Annotated in this window: 17 protein-coding genes and 2 pseudogenes; 8 read left to right on the top strand and 11 right to left on the bottom strand. The window is 68.1% G+C overall.

The annotated features are described in order from the left end of the window. Positions 1–44 precede the first annotated feature (44 nt). Positions 45–767 carry an isochorismatase family protein gene (locus tag AQY21_RS25325; RefSeq protein WP_058100352.1) on the bottom strand — a complete coding sequence of 241 codons (723 nt, stop codon included), beginning with the start codon at positions 765–767 and terminating at the stop codon, positions 45–47. A 189-nt stretch (positions 768–956) separates the two neighbouring features. Here AQY21_RS25325 and AQY21_RS25330 point away from each other — a divergent pair, with 189 nt between their 5' ends. Next, positions 957–1853, top strand: a complete 897-nt coding sequence (locus AQY21_RS25330) for a LysR family transcriptional regulator (protein ID WP_058100353.1) — start codon at positions 957–959, stop codon at positions 1851–1853. 340 nt (positions 1854–2193) lie between these two features. Here the strand turns inward: AQY21_RS25330 and AQY21_RS25335 are convergent, their stop codons facing one another. From AQY21_RS25335 to AQY21_RS25365, 8 genes and pseudogenes are all read right to left on the bottom strand, one after another. Beyond that, positions 2194–2709, bottom strand: coding sequence for a GNAT family N-acetyltransferase (locus tag AQY21_RS25335; RefSeq protein WP_058100354.1), 516 nt, complete (start codon positions 2707–2709; stop codon positions 2194–2196). A 225-nt stretch (positions 2710–2934) separates the two neighbouring features. Next, on the bottom strand, positions 2935–3585 hold the full coding sequence (locus AQY21_RS29950; protein ID WP_238986901.1) for a proline racemase family protein: 651 nt from the start codon (positions 3583–3585) through the stop codon (positions 2935–2937). 58 nt (positions 3586–3643) lie between these two features. After that, a pseudogene (locus AQY21_RS29955) lies at positions 3644–3952 on the bottom strand (proline racemase family protein); the annotation flags it as partial. Between the two features lie 23 nt (positions 3953–3975). After that, positions 3976–4977, bottom strand: a complete 1002-nt coding sequence (locus AQY21_RS25345) for a 4-hydroxyproline epimerase (protein ID WP_058100355.1) — start codon at positions 4975–4977, stop codon at positions 3976–3978. Between the two features lie 79 nt (positions 4978–5056). After that, positions 5057–6394, bottom strand: a complete 1338-nt coding sequence (locus AQY21_RS25350; protein WP_058100356.1) for an FAD-binding oxidoreductase — start codon at positions 6392–6394, stop codon at positions 5057–5059. Next, positions 6391–7281 carry a dihydrodipicolinate synthase family protein gene (locus AQY21_RS25355; RefSeq protein WP_058100357.1) on the bottom strand — a complete coding sequence of 297 codons (891 nt, stop codon included), beginning with the start codon at positions 7279–7281 and terminating at the stop codon, positions 6391–6393. Before AQY21_RS25355 ends, AQY21_RS25350 begins: the two co-directional genes overlap by 4 nt. Before the next feature lie 11 nt (positions 7282–7292). Continuing rightward, a pseudogene (locus tag AQY21_RS25360) lies at positions 7293–8769 on the bottom strand (aldehyde dehydrogenase). Between the two features lie 20 nt (positions 8770–8789). Further along, positions 8790–9506 (bottom strand): GntR family transcriptional regulator, encoded by a 717-nt coding sequence (locus tag AQY21_RS25365; RefSeq protein WP_058100358.1) that lies wholly within the window; start codon positions 9504–9506, stop codon positions 8790–8792. Positions 9507–9738: 232 nt separating this feature from the next. Here AQY21_RS25365 and AQY21_RS25370 point away from each other — a divergent pair, with 232 nt between their 5' ends. The 6 genes from AQY21_RS25370 (at position 9739) to AQY21_RS25395 (ending at position 16395) form a co-directional block, all read left to right on the top strand. After that, complete coding sequence (locus AQY21_RS25370; RefSeq protein WP_058100359.1) at positions 9739–10542, top strand: glycine betaine ABC transporter substrate-binding protein; 804 nt, start codon at positions 9739–9741, stop codon at positions 10540–10542. Positions 10543–10617: 75 nt separating this feature from the next. Next, positions 10618–11697: a glycine betaine/L-proline ABC transporter ATP-binding protein gene (locus AQY21_RS25375; RefSeq protein WP_058100360.1), complete on the top strand. Its 1080-nt coding sequence runs from the start codon at positions 10618–10620 to the stop codon at positions 11695–11697. A 12-nt stretch (positions 11698–11709) separates the two neighbouring features. Further along, the gene (locus tag AQY21_RS25380; RefSeq protein WP_058100361.1) at positions 11710–12558 is read left to right on the top strand and encodes a proline/glycine betaine ABC transporter permease; all 849 of its coding nucleotides are present in this window, start codon (positions 11710–11712) and stop codon (positions 12556–12558) included. Then, positions 12555–13391, top strand: a complete 837-nt coding sequence (locus AQY21_RS25385; RefSeq protein ID WP_058100362.1) for a proline/glycine betaine ABC transporter permease — start codon at positions 12555–12557, stop codon at positions 13389–13391. Before AQY21_RS25380 ends, AQY21_RS25385 begins: the two co-directional genes overlap by 4 nt. 206 nt (positions 13392–13597) lie before the next feature. Then, complete coding sequence (locus tag AQY21_RS25390; protein ID WP_058100363.1) at positions 13598–15163, top strand: hypothetical protein; 1566 nt, start codon at positions 13598–13600, stop codon at positions 15161–15163. After that, on the top strand, positions 15160–16395 hold the full coding sequence (locus tag AQY21_RS25395; RefSeq protein WP_058100364.1) for a hypothetical protein: 1236 nt from the start codon (positions 15160–15162) through the stop codon (positions 16393–16395). The genes AQY21_RS25390 and AQY21_RS25395 overlap by 4 nt, the downstream gene beginning before the upstream one ends. A gap of 3 nt (positions 16396–16398) precedes the next feature. Here AQY21_RS25395 and AQY21_RS25400 read toward each other — a convergent pair whose 3' ends face one another. Both AQY21_RS25400 and AQY21_RS25405 read right to left on the bottom strand, forming a co-directional pair. Beyond that, positions 16399–18018, bottom strand: a complete 1620-nt coding sequence (locus AQY21_RS25400) for a peptidoglycan-binding domain-containing protein (RefSeq protein WP_058100383.1) — start codon at positions 18016–18018, stop codon at positions 16399–16401. A 176-nt stretch (positions 18019–18194) separates the two neighbouring features. After that, positions 18195–18746 (bottom strand): helix-turn-helix domain-containing protein, encoded by a 552-nt coding sequence (locus AQY21_RS25405; protein WP_058100365.1) that lies wholly within the window; start codon positions 18744–18746, stop codon positions 18195–18197. Between the two features lie 148 nt (positions 18747–18894). On the opposite strand from AQY21_RS25405, the gene AQY21_RS25410 reads away from it, so the two are divergent. After that, on the top strand, positions 18895–21342 hold the full coding sequence (locus AQY21_RS25410; RefSeq protein WP_058100366.1) for an FAD-dependent oxidoreductase: 2448 nt from the start codon (positions 18895–18897) through the stop codon (positions 21340–21342). Positions 21343–21739: the final 397 nt, after the last annotated feature.

The following is a 21739-nucleotide window of genomic DNA, read 5'->3' on the forward strand; positions in this document are numbered from 1 at the left end:
ATTGGAAAGCCCCGCCCGAGCGTTTCGGGCGGGGCGACGTCTGTTCACTCGGCGGCGATCCGCTGGGCGGCCAGGCCGTCGATATAGGCCACGCATTCATCGACACTGTGCACGTCGCCGAATTTCGCGTCGATATCGAACAGGTTCCAGGCCACGGCGCCGGGCACCCGGTCGCCGATGCATTCCCTGACCGCGATGGTGCGGAAGCCGTCGGCGATGCCGTCGCAGATGGTCTGGCGCACGCAGGCGCAGGCGGTCACGCCGGTGACCAGGATGGTGTCCACGTTGTTCGCCCGCAGGATGCCCGCCAGCTCGGTGCCGTGGAAGGACGAGGCGCGCTTCTTCAGCAGCGTGTATTCCCCCTCGACCGGGGCGATGCGGCTGTCGATCGCCCAAAGCTCCGGCTTGGCCAGCTCGACCACATCCACCGGGATCTTGTTGTGCCACAGGCCCATGTCGGTGAAGTCGGCATTGCGGTCGGTGATCTCATAGGCGGTGGTGACATGGACCACCGGCAGGCTGGCGGCGCGGAAGGCCTTCAGCAGCTTCTGCATGCCAGGGATGATCTCGTTGTCCATCTTGTCCTGGTCGCAGGTGAAGGGGTTGCCGGGGCGCGTCCAGGCGTTGGCCAGGTCGACGCTGACCAGGGCCGGACGCTTGCCGAAGCCCACGCGGCGCTGGAAGCCGCGCTCCTGGTAAAGCTTGGTCGCCGTGTCGAAGGCTTCCTGCAGCAGGCGGTCCAGTTCCTTGGTGTCGACATCGCTCATATCAGTCTTCCTCGTCTCATTGATGTAAGGTGCCTTGGCGGGCACCCGGGTTTCCGAGCCGTCGCCAAGCCTGTCCAGGGTTGGGATCCGCCGCTCTGATGCCCATGATCCGCGATGCGTTGACCAGAGAGAAATGGCATGTCAGCATTTATTCATGCGCGAAATGCATCAATGGGATCGGACCGACCGATGAATGAGTTTCTGGGCATCGAGAATGTGCATTCCTTCATCACCCTTGCCGAGGAATTGAACTTCCGCCGCACGGCCGAGCGCTTGCACCTGGACCAGTCCGCGCTGAGCCGCCGCATCCAGAAGCTGGAGGCGACGCTGGGCTTCCGCCTGCTGGAGCGCACCACGCGCGAGGTCACGCTGACCCAGGCCGGGCGCCGCTTCTACGAGGACAACGCCCATCTTCTGCATCGCTACGAGGCCTCGGTGCAGGCCGCCCGCCGGATCGCCGAAGGCAAGACCGGATCGCTCTCCGTGGGCTACATGGCCTTTGCCGCGACCGAGCTGATGCCCTCGGCCGTGGCGCGTTTCCGGCAGCGCCACCCGCATGTGGACCTGAAGATCCGCTATATCCGCACGCAGGGGCAAAAGATCGCGCTGGCCAATGACGAGATCGACCTGGGCTACATGATCGGCCCCTTCGATCATTCGGACTACCAGACCCTTCAGCTTTCTGCCGAGCCGCTTTACGTCGTGACCCCGCGCGGCCACGCGCTGATGCGCCTGCCGGTGGTGAAACCCGGGGATCTGGCGGATGAGCAGGTGATCCTGGGGGACATGCAGGAATGGGACGAGTATCGTTGGCGGCTGAACGATCTTTTCAGCACCGAGGGGATTTCGTTGAAGGTGACGCTGGAGGCGTCGAATACGCTGGCGCTGATCGGCCTGGTCGCGGCGGGGCTGGGCGTGACCATCTATCCGGAAAGCCTGATCGGATTCCTGGGACGCAACGTCGAGGTGCGCCCGATCATGCATCCGCAATTCCGCAATCGCACGGTGCTGGTCTGGAAGCGGTCCAATCGCTCTCGACAGGTCCGCGACTTCATCGAGGTGGCGAAGCTTTCCGGCGTGCGGTGAGGGTTCCTTTGGGCCCGGTCAGCTGGCGCTTTTCACCCTGAGGACGGTGGCCCGGAAAGGTGCGAGGGAGCGCGGTCCCGGCCTTTCTTCCGGCCGTTCCGATTCTTGCGGCCCGGGATGCGAGTGTTCGCGAAGCAGGGCTTCGGCAGCCGAAGGGCCTTTCCGCCACGACCGGAGAGCGCGGGAATTCGCCCTTGCCGGTTGCGCTGCTTCGGCTTGCCGGCGCCAAGGCCAGAGGCATGGTGCGGAGCTGCGCGGCGGATCCTGTCGGATCGTCTGGCGCGGGCCTCCGAGGCGCGGCACCAAGCCGGTTTAGAACCGGCCATGCGGTTCTTGATCTTCACCGTTCCGGCACGGCGCGCTCGTCGAGCATCAGTTGAAGAAATGCCAGGTCGAGCCATCGGCCGAACTTGGCGCCGACCTGTTTCAGGTGGCCCACCTGCTCGAAGCCCAGCTCTTCGTGCAGCCGGATCGAGGCAGCATTGCCGGCCTCGATCCCGGCCACCATCACATGCTTGCCGAGGTCTCGCGCGCGCTCGATCAGGTCCAGCATGAGGGCGCGGCCGATCCCGGCGCCGCGCTGGTCGCCGCGCACATAGACGGAATGCTCGACGGTATGGCGATAGCCGTCGAAGGCCCGCCAATCGCCGAAGGACGCGTAGCCCAGCACCTGGCCATTCCGACCCACCGCCACCAGCACCGGATAGCCGGCCCGGCGGCGATCTCGGAGCCAGGCCATGCGGTTGGCGGCATCGACCTGCGTCTCGTTCCAGATCGCCGTCGTATGGGCGACGGCATCGTTGTAGATCGCGGTGATGCCATTGATATGCTGGTCTTCTGCGTCGCGGATATCCATGCTGCCCCCGAAGCGTCGGATGCTGTCGTAACGTTCTGTCTACTCGGTCGAAGACGCCATTGCATGCCCCTCCTTGCCGACAGCGAGGCCGAGCGGCGCCAGCAGCGACAACCCGGCCCCCGATCAGGAACGGCACCGCCGATCCCATGTTTTCCAGAACCATCCCGCCGCGGTGTTGCCGACCGGTCCGACCAGGCCAGTCACCGGCATGCAGGCGACCCTGTGCTAGGCAAACCAGGTATCGTTCAGGCGATAACCTTCCGGGAAGGGATCCTCTGGATCCACGCCGTAATGGGAAATCCCGGTCAGCCTTGCCCGGCCGGATACTTCGGGGACCATGGCTGGAACTCCGCCCACGGCTGTGGCTTCCACCACACGGCTGCGAAACTCCGTGTCTATGATCGATTCAAGGACAAACAGCTTGCCGGTGACGATTTCCCCCTGCGCATGAAGAAGCGCCAGCCGCGCCGACGTGCCGGTGCCGCAGGGGCAGCGATCCAGCCGTCCGGGGGACGCGACGACGGCATTCTTCGAACGCTTGACGCCATGCTCCACCCGGATCGGACCGGCCAACAGGGTCTGGTTGATCGTATGGATGCCCGGATTTTCGGGATGCACCGATGGAAGCTGCTCGGCCGCTGCGGCCTTGATCCGCTCGCCGATGCGGACAAGGTCCCGCGCCTCATCGCGGGCAAGGTCGAAACTCGGGCCTTGCGCATCGACGATGCAATAGATCATCCCGCCATAGGCGACGTCGGCCTTGAGCGCGCCGATGCCCTCGACCGGCGCGTCGCGATGCATCACGAACGACGCGACATTGCGGAAGGTCAGCCGGCGGCACCGGCCATCCGAGCATTCGCAGACCGCCTCGACCAAACCCCGCCGGGGTATCGATGATGGTCCGGGGTTCCTGCATGGGGATGAAGCCGGTTTCCAGTGCGACCGTCACGGTGCAGATCAGGTTGCCGCCCGACATAGGCACGTAATAGTCGGGTTCCATGACGATCATGCCGATATCGGCATCCGCCCGGATCGGAGCCGAGAGCAGGTTGACCGCACAGTTCACGCTGCCGCGCGGGTCCGGCAGCATCAGCCGGCGGAGCCAGTCGTGATCCTGCTCCATCAGCTCCATGCGCTCGAACATGGAGGCTGCGCGAGGGGGATTGAACCCTCCGGTAATCACCCGTCCCACGTCGCCTTCGGCATGGGCGCCGACAACGGTGATCATACGGTCCAGCCGCATGTGTTTTCTCCTCTTACGGTTGTTCAGGCGATCTGGAAACCGTGGCGCAGCGGGTCGTCATCATCGACCAGGATGGTGTTGTGGCCGGTGATCCGGGCCCAGCCGCCGATGCTGGGCAGGATGCCGGGATAGGCGCCCACCGTCACCGCCTGCTCGGCCCGGCCTTCGAAGACGGTGCCGATCAGGCTCTTGTTGCGGAAGCTTTCGCCGACCGCCAGCCGGCCCTTGCCGTGAAGCTGCGCCATGCGTGCCGATGTGCCGGTGCCGCCGGGCGAGCGGTCGATGGCCTTGTCGCCGTAAAAGACCGCGTCCCGCCCGTCGCAATCCGACCCGTCCGGCCCGTCGCACCAGATCGCGTGATGGACGCCGCGGATGCGATCGTCCTCGGGGTGGACGACGGTTTCGCCGATCTCGGCCAACGCCTCGCGCAGGGCGCGGCTGTGCGTCACGATCTCGGCCGCACTCATGCCGTCGAGGCCGGGCCAGCTCTCCTGCGGCTCGATCACGGCGTAGAAATTGCCGCCATAGGCGATGTCCACCACCAGCGGACCGAGGCCGGGCACGTCCACCCGGATATCGGCGCTGTGCAGGAAGCTCGGGACGTTGAACAGCCGCACCGAGGCGACACGTTCGCCCTCCATCCTGTATTCCACGTCGACCCGGCCGGCGGGGGTCTCGATGGCCAGCCTGCCGGGGGTTTCCGGTGTGACCAGCCCTTCCTCGATGGCGACGGTGGCAAGGCCGATGGTGCCGGCGCCGCACATCGGCAGGCAGCCCGAGACCTCGATGAACAGCGCCGCGAAGTCGCAATCCTCGCGGAAGGCGGGATAGAGGATCGCGCCCGACATGATGTCATGGCCGCGCGGCTCGAACATCAGCGCGGTGCGCACCCAGTCGTGGTCGCGCAGGAACAGGTTGCGGCGTTCGAAGATCGGCAGATGCGGCAAGAGCGGCGCACCCCCGGCGACGACCCGGACCGGGTTGCCGCAGGTATGGCTGTCGATGCAGAAAAAGCGGTGGCGCATGGATCGGACCTTTGCAAATGGCTTGACGTTCAGCTTGTCGATTGGGGCCGGCGTCCGGCGGTGAGGCCGTCCGGGTGGTTCACTCGATCCCGGCTCTTCGTTCCCTGATTGCCAGCGTGGCCTTGGCACCAATCAGCATGAAGGGCTGCGGTGGCAGTTTTTCAGGTTGCGGGAAGTCGTGATAGATGCGGGTCAGGTCGGTCGGGATGCCCGTGATTTCCTCGGCCGCGGCGAGGCCCGAGGCGGAGGCGTTCGAAGCCCCCAACCCGCAGCAGCCGCAAGCCGCGAAGATGCCGTTTTCCACCTCACCCCAGGCCGGAACGCTGTTGAGCGTCAGGGCCATGGCACCGCCCCAGCGATATTGCATCTTCACATCGGACAGCCCGGGGAAGCGATGGGCGAATTTCCTGTCATGGACATGCCCGGCCCGGCGCAACGTCCCCTCGCCGACATTCATGCTCGGGTTATAGGTATAGCGCGAGCGCACCAGCAGCCGGTCGCCGTCGGGTCCCGAGATGCGGCGCAGGGTCGTGCCCATCGGTGAGGACGGCGTCGCCGCCCAGTCCCTGAGCCCGCCAAGGCGGTTCGGCGCGAAGGGCTCGGTCATCGAGGCATAGGTATAGACATGCATCAGCCGGCCGCGGAAGAAGCCGAATCGCTCGGCATAGCCGTTATTGGCCAGGACGATCCGCCCCGCCTCGACCGATCCGCCGGGCGTGTTCACCAGCCAGCCATGGTCCCTGGGTTCGAAGGCCATGGCCGGGGATTGCTCGTAAAGCGTTACCTTGCCGGCAAGCGCATCGGCCAGGCCGCGGATATAGGCGGCGGGCTGCACGATGACGGTGCCCGGCATGAAGATCGCCGAGCTGAACGCCTGCGAGCCCGTGACATTCGCGATCTCGGCGCGGTCCAGCAGCCGGTAGGTTTCGCCCAGCTGGTCGAGCTGCTTGGCGTAGTCGAGGATGTGGTGATCGCCCTCGGGCGACATGGCGACGTTGTAGCGGCCGCACATGTCCAAGACCTCGCGCGGCCAGCCCTGTTCCTGTGCCAGTTCGACGGCGAAATCCACCGCGCGCCGTTGCAGGGTGATGTGGTCGCGGCTCTTTTGCAGCGCGGTGCCGCCGTAATCCTCGGACGAGACCTCATGCGGCAGGTCGATGATGAAGCCAGAATTGCGGCCCGCCGGGCCGTCGCCCACGATGCCGGCCTCCAATACGGCGATGCGCAGGTCGGGGTCGATCTGCGCCAGCCGCCGTGCCGCCGCAAGGCCCGCGAAGCCGGCGCCGATCACGGCGATATCGGCCCGGATCGCCTGCGTCAGACGCGGCGCCGGGGTCCGGGGCGGCAGCATCGCCACCCAGCCCGAGACGCCCGGATGCCGCGGCAGATCCGACGGTTTGATCCGGTGGCTGGTCACGATTGCGCCTCGGCCTCGATTAGCCCGTCAAGCGCGGCCTTCAACACTTCGCGCTTCTCGGCCGAGAGCGCGCTCAGCGGCCGGCGGGGTAGGCCGGCGCCATAGCCGGTCATCTCGGCGGCGGCATAGACGGATTGCACATAATCGCCCTGCCAGATCAGGTTCATCGCCGGCTCCAGCGCCCGCCACAGCTCGCGCACACGGTCCCATTCGCCGCGCGCGGCCGCCTCGACTACCGCGGCGCAGGCCTTCGGCGCGAAATTGGCCCCGCCCCAGATCAGGCCCGCGGCGCCTGCGTAAAGCGCATAGGGCACCAGCGGATCGGCGCCGTTCATCGTGGGCAGGCCGGTGCGGATCAGGTCGGCCTGCGCCGCCAGGTCGCCGCTGCTGTCCTTGACGGTGACGAAGTTCGGGATTTCGGCCAGCCGGCGGAACAGCTCGGGGGTGATGGTGACGCCGACCGCGCCGGGCACGTTGTAGCCGATGATCGGCAGCCCGGCCTCGCCCACGGCGCTGTAGAAGGCGACGATGTCATCGTCGTTGGTCGGTCCCTCGAAGAAGGGCGGCAGCACCATCACGCCCTGGGCGCCGCAATCGGCGGCGTGGCGGGTGCGGGCGACCACGTCCTCGACCAGCAGCGCCGAGGTCTGCACGATGACCCGCGCCCGGCCGCCGATGATCTTTGCGCCGCGCGCCACCAGCTCGTCGGATTCCTCGCGCGACAGATAGACATGCATGCCGGTGCCCGAGCTCAGCACGAAGCCGGGGATGCCGGCAGCGATGTAACGCTCCAGATGATCTTCCAGCCGGTCGAAGGCGATCCGGCCGTTCGAGTCAAAGGGGGTCGTCACGGCCAGGTTAAGGCCGGGGAAGGGAAAGTCGGACATGTCGGGGATCCTTAGTTGAGGTCGATCCAGATCGTCTTGAGCTGGGTATACTGGTCATGGGCGTGGATGCCGTTGTCGCGCCCGCCGAAGCCGGATTGCTTGAAGCCGCCGAAAGGCGTGGCGCTGTCGCCCTCGCCAAAGGAGTTCACGGTGACGGTGCCCGCCCGCAGGGCGCGGGCCGTCCGCAGCGCCCGTCTGCCGTTCGCGGTAAAGACCGAGGCGGCAAGGCCGTAATCGGTATCGTTCGCGATGGCGATGGCCTCCTCCAGGCTGTCCACGGTGATGATCGACAGCACCGGGCCGAAGATCTCCTCGCGCGCGGGACGGGCGTCGTTGCCCGGAACCTCGAGGATGGTCGGATGGACATAGCGGTCCTCGGCCGTGGTGCCGCCATGCAGCACCTTCTCCCCGTCCAGATAGGAGGCGACCTTGCGGAAATGCTCGGCCGAGACCAGCGGTCCGATGCGGCTGGCCGGGTCCAGCGGATCGCCGACCGGCCAGCCCGCAAGTGCGGCGACCAGCTTCCCAACCAGGGCATCCTTGACGTCGCGATGCACGATCAGCCGCGAGATTGCCGAGCAGTTTTCGCCCATGTTCCAATAGGCGCCATTCACCACATGCTCGGCCACGGTGTCGAGATCCTCGGCGTCGTCCATGACGATGCAGGGGTTCTTGCCGCCCATTTCCAGCGTGACTTCCTTGAGATTGCTCTCGGCCGAGAATTTCAGGAACAGCCGGCCGGTTTCGGTCGAGCCGGTAAAGGACAGCGCGTCGATGCCGGGATGGCGGCCGATGGGCTCGCCCACCTCCGGGCCCGTGCCGGTAACCACGTTCAGCACGCCCGCGGGAATGCCTGCCTCCGCAGCCAGTTCCGCGACGCGAAGCGCGGTCAGCGAGGTTTCCTCGGCCGGTTTCACCACCAGCGTGCAGCCGGCGGCCAGCGCCGGGCCGATCTTCCAGGCCAGCATCAGCAGCGGAAAGTTCCAGGGCAGCACCTGGCCGACCACGCCCACCGCCTCGCGGACCACCAGCGCGACATGGCTGTCCGACGCAGGCGAGACCTGGTCGTAGATCTTGTCGATCAGCTCGGCATGCCAGCGCAGGCACTTCACCGTCTCGGGCAGATCGACGGTCACGCAATCCGTAATGGCCTTGCCGCTGTCGAGGCTTTACCATCACCGCAAGTTCGTCGAGGTTCTGCTCGATCAGCGTAGCCAGGCGCAAGATGGCTGCCTTGCGCTCGGCCGGATGCAGCTTCGACCAGCGGCCGTCCTCGAAGGCGCTGCGGGCGGCGGCGACCGCGGCATCGACATCGGCGGCGTCGCAGGCGGGCAGGTTCGCAAGCACCGTGCCGTCCGCCGGGTTCGCAGTGGCGAAGCTGCGGCCCGATTGCGCGGCTCGTCTCTCGCCGTCGATGAAGCAGAACTCCGGCCGCGACAGGTTCGCCGCGATCCTGCGATAGTCGTCTTTGCTGAGAAGGTCGGTCATGCTTTCTTCCTGTCGGCTGGTCAGAGCCCAGGTGGCATCTCCATGCCTTCCGGGACGGCATAGGCGGCCATGTTGCGGCGCGACAGTTCCAGATGCGCCTGCACGATGCGGCCGGCGGTCTCGGGGTCGCGGCGCTCGATGGCGTCGATGATCTGGTCGTGCTGCGCGGCGGCGGTGCCGAGTTCCGCCTTGTCCGAGACGTCGTCGCGGTAATAGGTCCGGCCGACCCGGGCATGGTCGATCAGCAGCCGCCGCAGGCTGGGCAGCAGATAGGCGTTCCGCGCGATCTTGCCGATTTCCAGGTGGAAGGCGTCATTGGCGAAGATCCGGGCGTTGAGGTCGCCGTCATCGACGGCGGCGCGGAAATCCCGCTGGATCGCCCGCAGAGCGGCGATGTCGGCGGGCCGGGCGTTTTCGGCCGCGAGCTTCGTCGTGGCGACATAGATCATCGGCGCGACCAGGTAGAAGTCGCGCAGCGCGTGATAGCTCATCGCGGTGGCGCGGGCGGGGCGATTCGCCTCCAGCTCGATATAGCCTTCACCTGCCATCTGCCGCATCAGCTCGCGCACCGGCGGGCGGGAGAGGCCGAATTCCTCGGCCAGCTCCTGCTCGTCGATCACGGCGCCGGGGGCGATTTCCATCGTCATGATTCGGCGGCGCAGCGCATCCACAAGCACCTGTTTCCTATCGACATTTACGGACATCGCTTGGGTCGCGCCCGACTTTTGCACCGCCATGGAAAGACCTCCTCGATCATGTGTAGACAATCTGTAGGCCATAAGTCTGATGCCGTCCTTTCCGGACTTATAATAGACAGAATGTCTATTATTTGTAGTATGTCAATATAATCTTCGCGACCTCGGCGAAGGTTTGATCCGGCCGCCGACCCGACCAGGCGGCGTTCCGTCATAGACCGGGCTAGCAACGAAGCCCGGTCGGACCATCAAGGGAGTGCACATGAAATGACTGATGAAAGCTCTCGTGGCGGCGGCCGTGCTGGGGGCGAGCGCCTTGGCCGCAAACGCCCAGGACATGGTGCCCATCGCGGCGGTGGCCAAGAAGGTTCTTGAGGACAAGGGCTATACGGTGGAACTGACCGAGTTCTCCGAATGGGGCATCGCCTATGCGGCGCTGGCCAAGGGCGATGTGCAGATCCTGGCCTCGCAGACCGATTACGTCGCCCAGGACTACTGGCAGCGCAACAAGAACCGGCTGGAAAAGATCTCGCCGGTGTCGCACGGGCTCTACCAGGCCATCGCCGTGCCCAGCTATGTCGATCTCGACTCGATGGAGCAGCTGAACGACAATGCCGACAAGTTCGGCGGCAAGATCGTCGGCATCGAGCCCGGCTCGGGCCTGATGCGCGATGCCGCCGACGCGGTGTCGGAATACGGGCTGAAGCTGCAACTGGTCGAGGGCTCGACCGCCGGCATGACCGCGGCGCTGAAATCCGCCGTGGACCGCCAGGACTGGATCGCCGTCACCCTGTGGGAGCCGACCTGGATGGCGCTGAAGTTCGACACCAAGTTCCTGGCCGACCCCAAGGGCATCTTTGCGCCGCCGCAAACCTATTACTGGATCGCGCAGAAGGGCTTTGCCGAAGCCAATCCCGAGGCGCGCGAGGTCATCGCCAGCGTCTATGTGCCGATCGAGGAAGTCGCCCAGATCAACGCCGCCGTGAACGACGGCCAGAGCATGGACGAGGCGATCGCCGGCTGGATCAGCGAGCATGGCGACCGGCTGAGCCGCTGGGAAACCATCAAGTCCTACTGAGCCCACCGCACGGGCGGCCCGGCCCGCGGGCCGTCCGGCACGACGGAACCCAAGCAAGAAGGCGCGACAGGGAAGATGGAAAAGGCGAATACAGACACGGCCGAGGTTCTGATCGACTGCCAGTCGGTATGGAAGGTCTTCGGCGACCGCAGCGGCGAGGCGATCCGCGCCATCACGGAACGCGGCCTGTCCAAGCAGCAGGTCCTGCAAGACTACAATTGCGTCGTCGGCGTTTCGGATGCCACGCTGCAAGTGCGCCGCGGCGAGATCTTCTGCATCATGGGCCTGTCGGGCAGCGGCAAGTCCACGCTGATCCGGCTGCTCAATCGGCTGATCGAGCCGAGCCTGGGCAAGGTCCTGGTCAAGGGCCAGGACATCGCCACGCTGGACGCCGCCGCCCTGCGCCAGATGCGGGCGCGCCATATCGGCATGGTGTTCCAGTCCGTCGCCCTGCTGCCGCAGCGCACGGTGCTGGAAAATGCCGCCTTCGGCCTCGAGGTGCAGGGCGTGTCGCGCGACGAGCGCAACCGCGCCGCCGAGGCGGCGCTGGCCAAGGTGGGGCTGTCGGACTGGACGGCGCGCTATCCCTCGGAACTCTCGGGCGGCATGCAGCAGCGCGTCGGGCTGGCGCGCGCCCTGACCTCGGACCCCGAGATCATCCTGATGGACGAGCCGTTTTCCGCGCTCGACCCGCTGATCCGCCGCCAGTTGCAGGACGAGTTCCGGCAGCTGACCAAGGATCTCGGCAAGTCGGCGGTGTTCATCACCCATGACCTCGACGAGGCGATCCGCATCGGCGACCGCATCGCCATCATGAAGGACGGCGTCATCATCCAGACCGGCACCGCCGAGGAGATCGTGATGGACCCGGCCGACCAATATGTCGCGGATTTCGTCGCCGGCATCTCGCGGCTGCATCTGATCAAGGCGCATTCGGTGATGATCCCGGCCGCCGAATGGCAGGGTGCGGTGGACGGCTTGCCGCGCTGCTCGCCCGAGGCCGATATCGACGCGCTGATCGGCCAGATCACCGAGACCGGCAGCGACGCCGTCGCCATCGCCGAGGGCGATGCGGTGGTCGGCATCGTCACCATCCGCAACCTGCTGTCGGGCGTGCGCGGCGATGCCGCCCCCGCGCCCGCCGCGGCGGCTTGAGGGGGCCGGCCGATGGAGATGTCCGCCCTCATCGCCCGTTTCGACGCAATGGTCGACAACGCGCTGTTCTGGCTTTCCGATCACGCCGCCTTCCTGTTCGACTTCTTCCGCATCGTGCTGGAGGGGCTCTATGACGGGGCGCTGTGGCTTCTGGAGCAGCCGCCCTTCTATGTCGTGGCGCTGCTCGCCGGGCTCCTGGGCTGGCGCATCGTCGGCCGGGGCTTCGGCCTGGGCATCGCAGCGGCGCTGCTGGCCTGCGCCGCCATGGGGCTGTGGCCCGAAACCATGGAGACGCTGGCGCTGGTCATCGCCGCCAGCATCATCGCGCTGGCGATCAGCCTGCCCTTGGGCGTGCTGGCCGGGCTGATGCCGCGGCTCGACCGGGCGCTGACCCCGGTGCTGGACCTGATCCAGACCCTGCCGCCCTATATCTACCTGCTGCCGGCCATCGCGCTCTTGGGCTACGGGCCGGCGACGGCGCTGGTCGCCACGGTGATCGTCGCCATGCCGCCGGCGATCCGGCTGACCGCGCTCGGCATCCGCCAGACCCCGCGCGAGTTCATCGAGCTGGGCCAGGCGACCGGCGTGACGCCGGCGCAGATGTTCTGGAAGATCCGGCTGCCCTTTGCCGTGCCCTCGATCATGGCCGGCATCAACCAGAGCCTGATGATGGCCTTCGGCATGGTGGTCATCGCCGGCATCGTCGGCTCGGGCGGGCTGGGCGAGACCATCTACGGCGCCATCCGCACGCTGGACATCGCCACCTCGATCGACGCCTCGATCGCCATCGTCATCCTGACCATGATGCTGGACCGCCTGACCCAGGGCGCCGCCCGGCCCCGCAACGGAGCACGGACATGAGCCTGCCGACCGAATTCTCTCCCGGGGCCTTCCTGGCGCCCGCCATCGACTGGCTGAACGCCAATTTCCACCCGATCTTCGCGCTGATCACCCGGGTGATCGAGGCGGTGCTGGGCGCCATCGAGGGCGCGCTGCTGGCGCTGCCGCCCTTTGCGCTGATCGGGCTTGCCGTGCTGGCGGCGCTGGTCGCCATCAACCTGCGCGCGGCGATCCTGGCCGGCTGTTGCCTGGGCTTCTGCTGGCTCAGCGGGCTGTGGACCGGCTCGATGCAGACCATCGCGCTGGTGGCGGTCGCGGTGGCGATCTCGGTCGCCATCGCCTTCCCGCTGGGCATCCTGGCGGCGCGCCGCCCCGCCATCGAGGCGGCGCTGCGTCCGGTGCTGGACATCATGCAGACCGTGCCGCCCTGGGTCTATCTGATCCCGGCGGTGATGATCTTCAGCCTCGGGCGGGTGCCGGCGATCATCGCCACCATCGTCTACGGCATCCCGCCGATGCTGCGGCTGACCACGCTGGCCTTTCGCGGCGTGCCCAAGGATCTCAAGGAACTGGGCCAGGCCATCGGCGCCAAGCCCCGCACCATCCTGTGGAAGATCGAGTTTCCGGCGGCCACGCCCACGCTGCTGGTCGGCCTGAACCAGTGCATCCTGCTGTCGCTGGCCATGGTGGTGCTGGCGGGCCTGGTCGGCGCCGGCGGCCTGGGGGCCGAGGTCACGCGCGGCCTGACCCGCATGGAAATGGGCCTCGGCCTGCGCGCCGGCCTCGCCATCGTCGCCGTCGCACTGCTGCTCGACAGGGTGTCGAGGGGCGCGCTGGAGAAAGGCCGGCGCTAGCGGCGCCCCAGCGCCGCCGGCTGAAAGGCGGCGCGCCGATGCGATCAGGGCCGGGCGGGGCAGACGATCCTGCCCGGCCCGGCCTCCGCGGCTGCGGCGACCTCCGGCATGGGCTGGCCGGATAGCCGCCGGCGCGGGCGGCAAAGGCTTGCAACTTCCGCGATGATGCTTTCCCTTCTTGCCGGAGCTGCAAGAGGAGATAGACCATGAGCCCGCTTGCCCGACGCCTGGCCGCCGGCACCGCCCTTTCGCTGGCCCTGGCCGGCGCTCCGCAGGCCCAGCCCGCACCGGTGACGAACAGCATCCTTTCCCCCGCCAATATCGCGGCGGGGCTGGTGCGCGGCGCGGTCTCCTACGCGCGGATGGTGGCCGATATCCGCTATGGCGGGCTGGACATCGACGGGCCGCGCGGCGGGCTGATCCTGCGCGACCTGCACATCGCCGGGCTCGGCAAGCACGAAAACTGCCGCATTTCGCTGGGTCGGTTGCAGGTGTCCGGGCTCAGCCTCTGGGGCGACGAGGAATCGCAGATGCGCTTCGACGCCTCGGACCTGACGATCGCCAACAACTGCTTCGGCGCCAATGCCGCGATGATCGGCGTGGTCACCGGCGGCCACAGCATCCCCCTGGCCACGCTGTCGGTCGATCTGCGGCAATCCTCGGGCAGCGGCGCGCTGACCGCCGATATCGAGGCGATCAGCCCCGGTATCGCCCGCATCGAGGCCAGCGCGAATTTCGATTACGTCTCATTGTTCTCGCCCGACTTCTTCGAGAAGGTATCGGCAGCAAGCCGGACCGAGGACGGAGAGAGCGAGGAGGGCGATCCCGCCGCGGGTGCCAGTGAAACCCCGCAGATCGGCCTGCGCGGCACGCTGCGGGCCGCGCATCTGTCGGCCGAGAACCTGGGCGTCTGGGAACGGCTGAAGCCGCTCCTGCCGCCCGAGGCGGCCAGTCCCGAGGCCTTGCAGGCGCTGCTGACCGCCGAGCCGGGCAGCGCCCTGCACCAGACCCAGCAAGGGCTGGTGCGCACGCTGCGGACCTTCATGGCCGGGCCGGGCCGCGTCACCGCCGAGATCCGCCCGGCCGAGCCGGTCACCTTCGACACCACGCTTTGGGCCGGGCCCGAGGATGCGGCGGCGCAGTTCCGGCCGCGCTTCTCGAACGCGCTGCCGACGCCGCCCGTGGCGCTGATCGCCGATCCGGGGGACCGGTCGGATGCCCGCGCGCTGGGTCTGGCGCTGGCCGAGGGGCGCGGGGTCCCGCAGAATACCCGCCGCGCCGTCGCGCTGCTGACGCCCTTGCAGGAGGATGCCGAGGTGGCACTGGCCCTTGCCCGGCTGACGACCGGCACCGATCCCGCCGCGGCCTATGGCCATGCGCTGCGGGCGGCGGCGCAGGGGGCGGCGGGCGCGGCGGCGACGCTCGACCGGATCGAGTCGCGGCTGGCCACCGCCGACCTGCTGGCGGCGCAGCGCCCGGCCGAAGCCGATCTGCCCGAGGCCAGCTTTGCCTCGCCCGTCGCGCTGCGCGATGCGGCGCTGGCCCATGAGCAGGGCGAGGGCGCGCCCCGCAGCTACGCGCTGGCCTGGCGGCTGGCCGCCTCGGCCGCGGCGGCGGGCGATGGTCCGGCGCGGGCGCTGATGGCGCGGCTGGATGCCCGGTTCGGTGCCGATCCGGCCTGGGTCGAGGCCCGCGACAAGGCGGCGGATCTGGCGCTGGACGATTGGACGCGGCTGGATCTGCCGCGCCGCCTGGCCGGGGATCGGCCATGAGACGGCTGGCCGTTCCGCTGACCCTCGCCCTGACCGCGCTGCCGGCCCAGGCCCGGCCCGAGGCGCCGCCGGTCGAGCCCTCGGCCCTGTCGCGGGAAATCGCGGGCAAGGGCATCGCGCCGGTGCTGGAGCGGCTGCACGCAGTGGACAAACCGGCGCCCGAGGAGCGGTTCGCCATCGCCGGGCTGGAATTCCTGGGCGCGGTCGAGGCGGCCTGGCAGTGGCGCATGACCTATGGCATCGCCCCCTTCGGCGCCGCGCTGTTCGGCTTTGCCACCGAACTGCCCCCGACCGTGACGCCGCAACCGATGCCGCCCGAGGCGCTGGCCGAGCAGGCCGAGGCCACGCTGGCTGCGATGGCGCGCAGCCGCGCCGCGCTGGACGGGCTGGCCGGGGAGGAGGATTTCGGACTGGCGATCTCGCTGGGCGATCTGTGGTTCGACCTTGATGCCGATGGCCGGCGCAGCCCGGGCGAGGGCGCGGCGGAACTGCTGGACGGCATGGTCTGGTCCAGCGTCCCGGCCCTCGACCCCGAAACCGGCGAGCCGGTGTCGCCCGCGCTGCCGGTGATCCGCTTCGACCGGGCCGATGCGGCCTGGCTGTCGGCCTATACGCATCTGGTCTCGGGCACGGCCGAGTTGCTGCTGGCCTTCGATCCGACGCCGAGCCTGCGCAAGGTCTTTGCGACGCGGGCCCGGATCGACGAAAGCCGCCGGGCCGGGGGCGAGGGTGCGCTGCCGCCGATGATGGACGAGATCATCGACCCGCTGGCCGTCGCCATCGACATGCTGCGCAACCAACCCGATGCCGGGCGCACCCGCGCCGTCCGCAGGCATTGGCAGCAGACCATAACCGAGAACCGCCGCTTCTGGACGCTGGTCGGGCAGGAAACCGACAATGCCGGCGAATGGATTCCCAACGACCGTCAGGTCTCGGCCACCGGCATCACTTTCCCGCCCGGCACCGGCACGGCCTGGCAGGCGGTGCTGGCCGATGGCGAGGCGCTGCTGGCCGGCGAACGCAGCATCCCGTTCTGGCGCGGGCCGCTGGGGATCGATCTGGCCGCCTGGCTGGAGAACCCCGCGCCGCTGCCGCTCGACGGGGTGATCCAGGGCTGGGCGCTCGCGGATTACTTCTCGGACGCACCGCCGGTCAGCCCGGAAAACTTCCGGCGCTTCTCGGACATGCTGCTGGAGACCGGGCCGTTCCTGGCCATGGTCATGCTGAACTGACGGCTACTTCACCAGCTCGCGGATGATCGTGTCCAGCCCGATCACGCCATTGCCGATCTGGCCCTGGTTGATCAGCCGGTTGCGGCGCTGGCGGGCCTGTTCGGCATGTTCGCCGCGCGGCCAGGTCTGAAGGTATTGCGTATAGGCCTGCACGGTATCCGCTTGCCGCGCCCGTGCCCAGGCCCGATCCTCGCGCTCGTCGCGCGGCAGATCCCTGTCGGCCGCCGCCAGCCGCTGCCGCGCAGTCTGCGCATAGATGCCGTCGGGATAGCGGTCCAGATAGGCGCGCAGGTTGCGTGTGCCGCCCTGGGCGCCGGTCTGCTGCCAATAGGCGCGGTCCTGCTGGTCGCGGCTGGGCGCCACCGCCCCGGCCTGCGCCCGCAGCGTGCCCAGCTGCGCCGAGGTCAGATAGCCCGTCACGGCATAGCCGTTGCGCTGCTGCCAGCCGCGGATGGCCGAGCGCGAGCGCGAGCCGAAGATCCCGTCGGCGCCGCCGGTCGAATAGCCAAGCGCGTTCAGCCGGCGCTGGATCGCCACGCGGTCGCCGCGCGACAGGTTCAGCCGGTTCTCGGTCAGTTCGGCCTGCGAGACCTGGCGCGGCGGGGTGACCTGGCGCGGCTGCTGGATCTCGGGCTCGCGCGGCTGCACCGGTGCGGGCGCGGGGACAGGGGCGGGGGCGGGCGGGCGCAGCTCGGTCAGCCGCCGTTGCGCGGCCTCGGCGAACTCGCCCCGGGGATAGCGCGCCAGATAATCCTCATAGGCCGCGACGGTATTCGCCGCCGCCGCCTCTGCCCAAAGATCGCGGTCGCTCTGCGTCGCCCCCAGCGCATCCAGCCGCGCCTTGGCGGCGGCCGAGTAGATGCCGCTGGGATAGCGGTCGAGATAGCCGCGATAGGCTTCGGCGGTGTCCTCGGCCGCCGCCTGGGCCCAAAGATCGCGATCCTCGTCCAGCGGGCCGGCAGGGCGGTCGGCCTGGGCCTGGGCCGCGACCAGCACCAGTTCCGCATCGCCGCCTTCGGCCATGGCCAGCCGGTCGTCGGCGCCGACCACGTCCCCGACCGATGTGCCGGGCCGCAGCAGCGCCGCCGCCGCGGCGCTGGTCGCCACCGGCGGACCCGAGATCACCGTCACCCCTTCGGGCGGGGTCAGCGGACCGATGCCGTTCTCCAGCCCCGCCGCATGTTCCATCTCGGCCTCGTCCGAGCCAAGCAGCAGCACCGCGCCCGGCTGCGCCTGCTTCATCAGGTCCAGCACCATGGACAGCGGCACGCCTTGCGAGCCGGCGCCGACCAGATCCGGCTTGTCGGCATCGGTGCCCATATACCAGGTATCGCTGCCGCCATGCAGGAAGCGGCCGTTCAGCAGCACGATCCGCGCGCCGGGGGAATCGTCGGGCCGCAGCAGGTCGGCCAGCGCCTGCCGCACGTCCTTGACCGCCAGATCGGCGCCGGCCACGGTGCGGAACCCGGCCGCCTTCATCGCCTCGGAGGCGGCGCTGGCATCGGCATCGGCCAGTTCCGGCGCGTTCTGATAGCGCGCATTGGCGATCACCACGCCGCGGTTCTCGGCAAATGCCGGGCCCGCCGCGACCAGGGCGGCCAGAAGAAGGGACAGGTGACGCATGGCTTTCTCCTTCATCGGCGATGCTTCCTGCGCATAAGCGCCGGGCAGGGGGAATCGTTCCCCCGGTTACCGGCGGCGCCCGGACCTCACAAGCCGGGCGGGGACACATGGGCGCGAGGATTGCGTGTTCTCGGCGGGGCTTTGCCGAAGCGGGGCCGGGCACGAGGGCCCGAACGTCAATAGATCGGCGGCGACACGATCCAGATCACCTCGGCCGGCTCGTTGCCGGGGTTTTCCCAGGCATAGGACGCGCCAGTGAACTGGAAGCTGTCGCCGGAGCCGAGCTCGAAGCGGCGGCCGTCGATATGCAGCACCAGCCGGCCCGCGATCACCACGCCGCCATCCTCCTTCTCGCGCGCGGGCCTGATGCCCTGGCTTTTCGAGCCGGGCGCAAAGACCGAGCGGATCATCTCGAACCCGCCGGTCAGCCCGGGCGAAAGCAGCTCCTCGGCCAGGCCGGTGCCGGGCGAGCCGATGCGGCTGCGATCGGCGGCGCGCACGATCAGCCCTTGCTCCTCGGGCTGGCGCGCGGCCGAGCGGAAAAAGAAGCTGATGTTCAGGTCGAAAAGCCGCGCGATCCGGCCAAGGTCTTGGACCGAGGGCGCGGTCACGCCGCGCTCGACCTGGCTCAGCCAGCCGACCGAACGGTCCAGCGCCGCAGCGCAATCCGCGATGGTCATGCCGCGCGCCTTGCGCAAAGCCCTGATGTCCTGGCCGATCCTGTCCATGCTGCCCTTGCTAGGGGATGGGCGGCGATTTGACCAGCAGAATGACGCATTAGGGAAATCTCATCATAAAAATGAAAAAATATATTTGAATTTTCATTTCACCATGGCAGGGTATGGCCAGAATTCGCTCCAGCCACGGATGTCCCGCATGCCCGATCTTCCCCGTTCCGCCCGCGTCGTCATCATCGGCGGCGGCATTTCGGGCTGTTCCGTCGCCTATCACCTGGCCGAGCTGGGCTGGACCGATATCGTGCTGCTGGAACGCCGGCAGCTGACCTGCGGCACGACCTGGCACGCAGCCGGGCTGGTCGGGCAATTGCGCGCCAGCCGCAACATGACCCGGCTGGCGAAATATTCCACCGACCTTTACCGCCGGCTGGAGACCGAGACCGGGCTTGCCACCGGCTTCAGCCAGCGCGGCTCGATGACAGTGGCGCTGACCGAGGCGCGGCGCGAGGAACTGTTGCGGCAAGCCTCGATGGCCCGCGCCTTCGGCGTCGAGGTGAACGAGCTTTCGCCAAGCGAGATCAAGGCGCTCTACCCGCATCTTGAGCTTTCGGATGTGGTTTCCGGCGTGCATCTGCCGGGCGACGGTCAGGCCGACCCGGCCAATATCGCGCTGGCGCTGGCCAAGGGCGCGCGGATGCGCGGCGCCCGCATCCACGAGGGCGTCAAGGTCAGCCGCGTCACCACCGACCGCGGCCGCGTCACCGGCGTCGACTGGCAGGCGGGCGACGAGCGCGGTCATATCGCCGCTGCCCATGTGGTGAATTGCGGCGGCATGTGGGGCCGCGATCTTGCGGCGCAGAACGGCGTCACCCTGCCGCTGCATGCCTGCGAGCATTTCTACATCGTCACCGAGACCATCCCCGGACTGACGCAGCTTCCGGTGCTGCGCGTGCCCGACGAATGCGCCTATTACAAGGAGGACGCGGGCAAGATCCTGCTCGGCGCCTTCGAACCCGTCGCCAAGCCCTGGGGCATGGCCGGTATCCGCGAGGATTTCTGCTTCGACCAACTGCCCGAGGATTTCGACCATTTCGAGCCGATCCTTGAAAAAGCCGTGGCCCGCATGCCGGTCCTGGCGGAAACCGGCATCCATACCTTTTTCAACGGCCCGGAAAGCTTTACCCCCGACGACCGCTATTATCTGGGCGAGGCGCCGGAGCTGAAGGGCTACTGGGTGGCGGCGGGCTACAATTCCATCGGCATCGTGTCGTCCGGCGGGGCGGGCATGGCGCTGGCGGCCTGGATGGACAAGGGCGAGCCGCCCTTCGACCTGTGGGAGGTCGATATCCGCCGCGCCCAGCCCTTCCAACGCAATCGCCGCTATTTGCGCGAACGGGTGACCGAGACGCTGGGCCTGCTTTACGCCGACCATTACCCCTATCGCCAGGTGGCGACGGCGCGCGGGCTGCGCCGCTCGCCGCTGCACGAGCATCTGAAGGCGCGCGGCGCGGTCTTCGGCGAGGTCGCGGGCTGGGAGCGCGCGAACTGGTTCGCCACCGACGGGCAGGAGCGCGAATACCGCTATTCCTGGGGCCGGCAGAACTGGTTCGACAACCAGCGCGCCGAGCATATGGCGATGCGCGAGGGCGTCGGGCTGCTGGACATGTCGAGCTTCGGCAAGATCCGGGTCGAGGGGCGCGATGCGCTGGCCTTTCTGCAACGGCTATGCGCGAACGACATGGACGTGGCGCCGGGGCGCATCGTCTATACGCAGATGCTGAACGCGCGCGGCGGCGTCGAGTCCGACCTGACGGCGACGCGGCTGTCCGAGACCGCCTTCCTGCTGGTGCTACCCGGCGCGACCTTGCAGCGCGACCTGGCCTGGCTGCGCCGGCATCTGGACGACGCATTCGTCACCGTCACCGATCTCAGCGCCGCCGAGGCGGTGATCCCGGTCATGGGGCCGCGCGCGCGCGAGCTTCTGTCCCGCGTCTCGCCCGGTGATTTCTCGAACGAGGGCCACCCCTTCGGCACGGCGCGCGAGATCGAGATCGGCCTGGGCCTTTGCCGCGCGCATCGCATCTCTTACGTGGGCGAGCTGGGATGGGAGCTTTACGTCAGCGCCGATCAGGCCGCGCATGTCTTCGAGGTGCTGGCCGAGGCGGGCGAGGATCTGGGCCTGCGGCTCTGCGGGCTGCACGCCATGGATTCATGCCGCATCGAAAAGGCCTATCGCCATTTCGGCCATGACATCACCGACGAGGATCACGTGCTGGAGGCCGGCCTGGGCTTCGCGGTGAAACCCGGCAAGGGCGGTTTCATCGGCCGCGACGCGGTGCTGAAAAAGCGCGAGGCCGGGCTGGAACGCCGTCTGCTGCAATTCCGCCTGCGCGATCCCGAGCCGCTGCTGTTCCATAACGAGCCGATCCTGCGCGACGGGCGCATCGTCGGGCAATTGACCTCGGGCAATTACGGCCACGCGCTCGGCGCCGCCATCGGCCTGGGCTATGCCCCCTGCCGCCCGGACGAGACCGCCGAGGAACTGCTTGCATCGGACTGGCAGATCGAGGTCGCGGGCCGGCTGGTCGCAGCCGAGGCCAGCCTGAAGCCGCTCTACGACCCGGCAGGGCAACGGATCGCCGGATGAGCCGGCCAGGCAGCGATTGCGGGGCTGGCAGGCGGCCCGCCGCACGCTTGGCGTGACCAGGACGCAGCGGATCGGCCTTCCCCGGTCGGCCGCGACGGCCGAATCGTATCCGAGTCGGTCTGACGGGCAGGCAGGACCGGCGCCATTCCCCTGTTTTGGGGAATGGCGCCAATCAGCCGGAACTGCGAAGAATGTCCCGTCCGCTCGGGTTCGTGTAATTGCCACGAGAAGGCCCAAGGACGCTTATTTATATAATTCATAATCGTAACGAGTGCACCGGCCCTCGGGCCGGAGGTAATGAATTGGCATGCGCGGGCTATACCCGGGTTCGCGCATGCCATAACACGCCGCCATGGTCCTGGCCCCGGAGACAGCCCGTATGCATCGCGCGACCGAG

Origin of the sequence: Paracoccus sp. MKU1, from assembly GCF_001447385.1 — a bacterium.
In the GTDB taxonomy this organism is placed as follows: Bacteria; Pseudomonadota; Alphaproteobacteria; order Rhodobacterales; family Rhodobacteraceae; genus Paracoccus.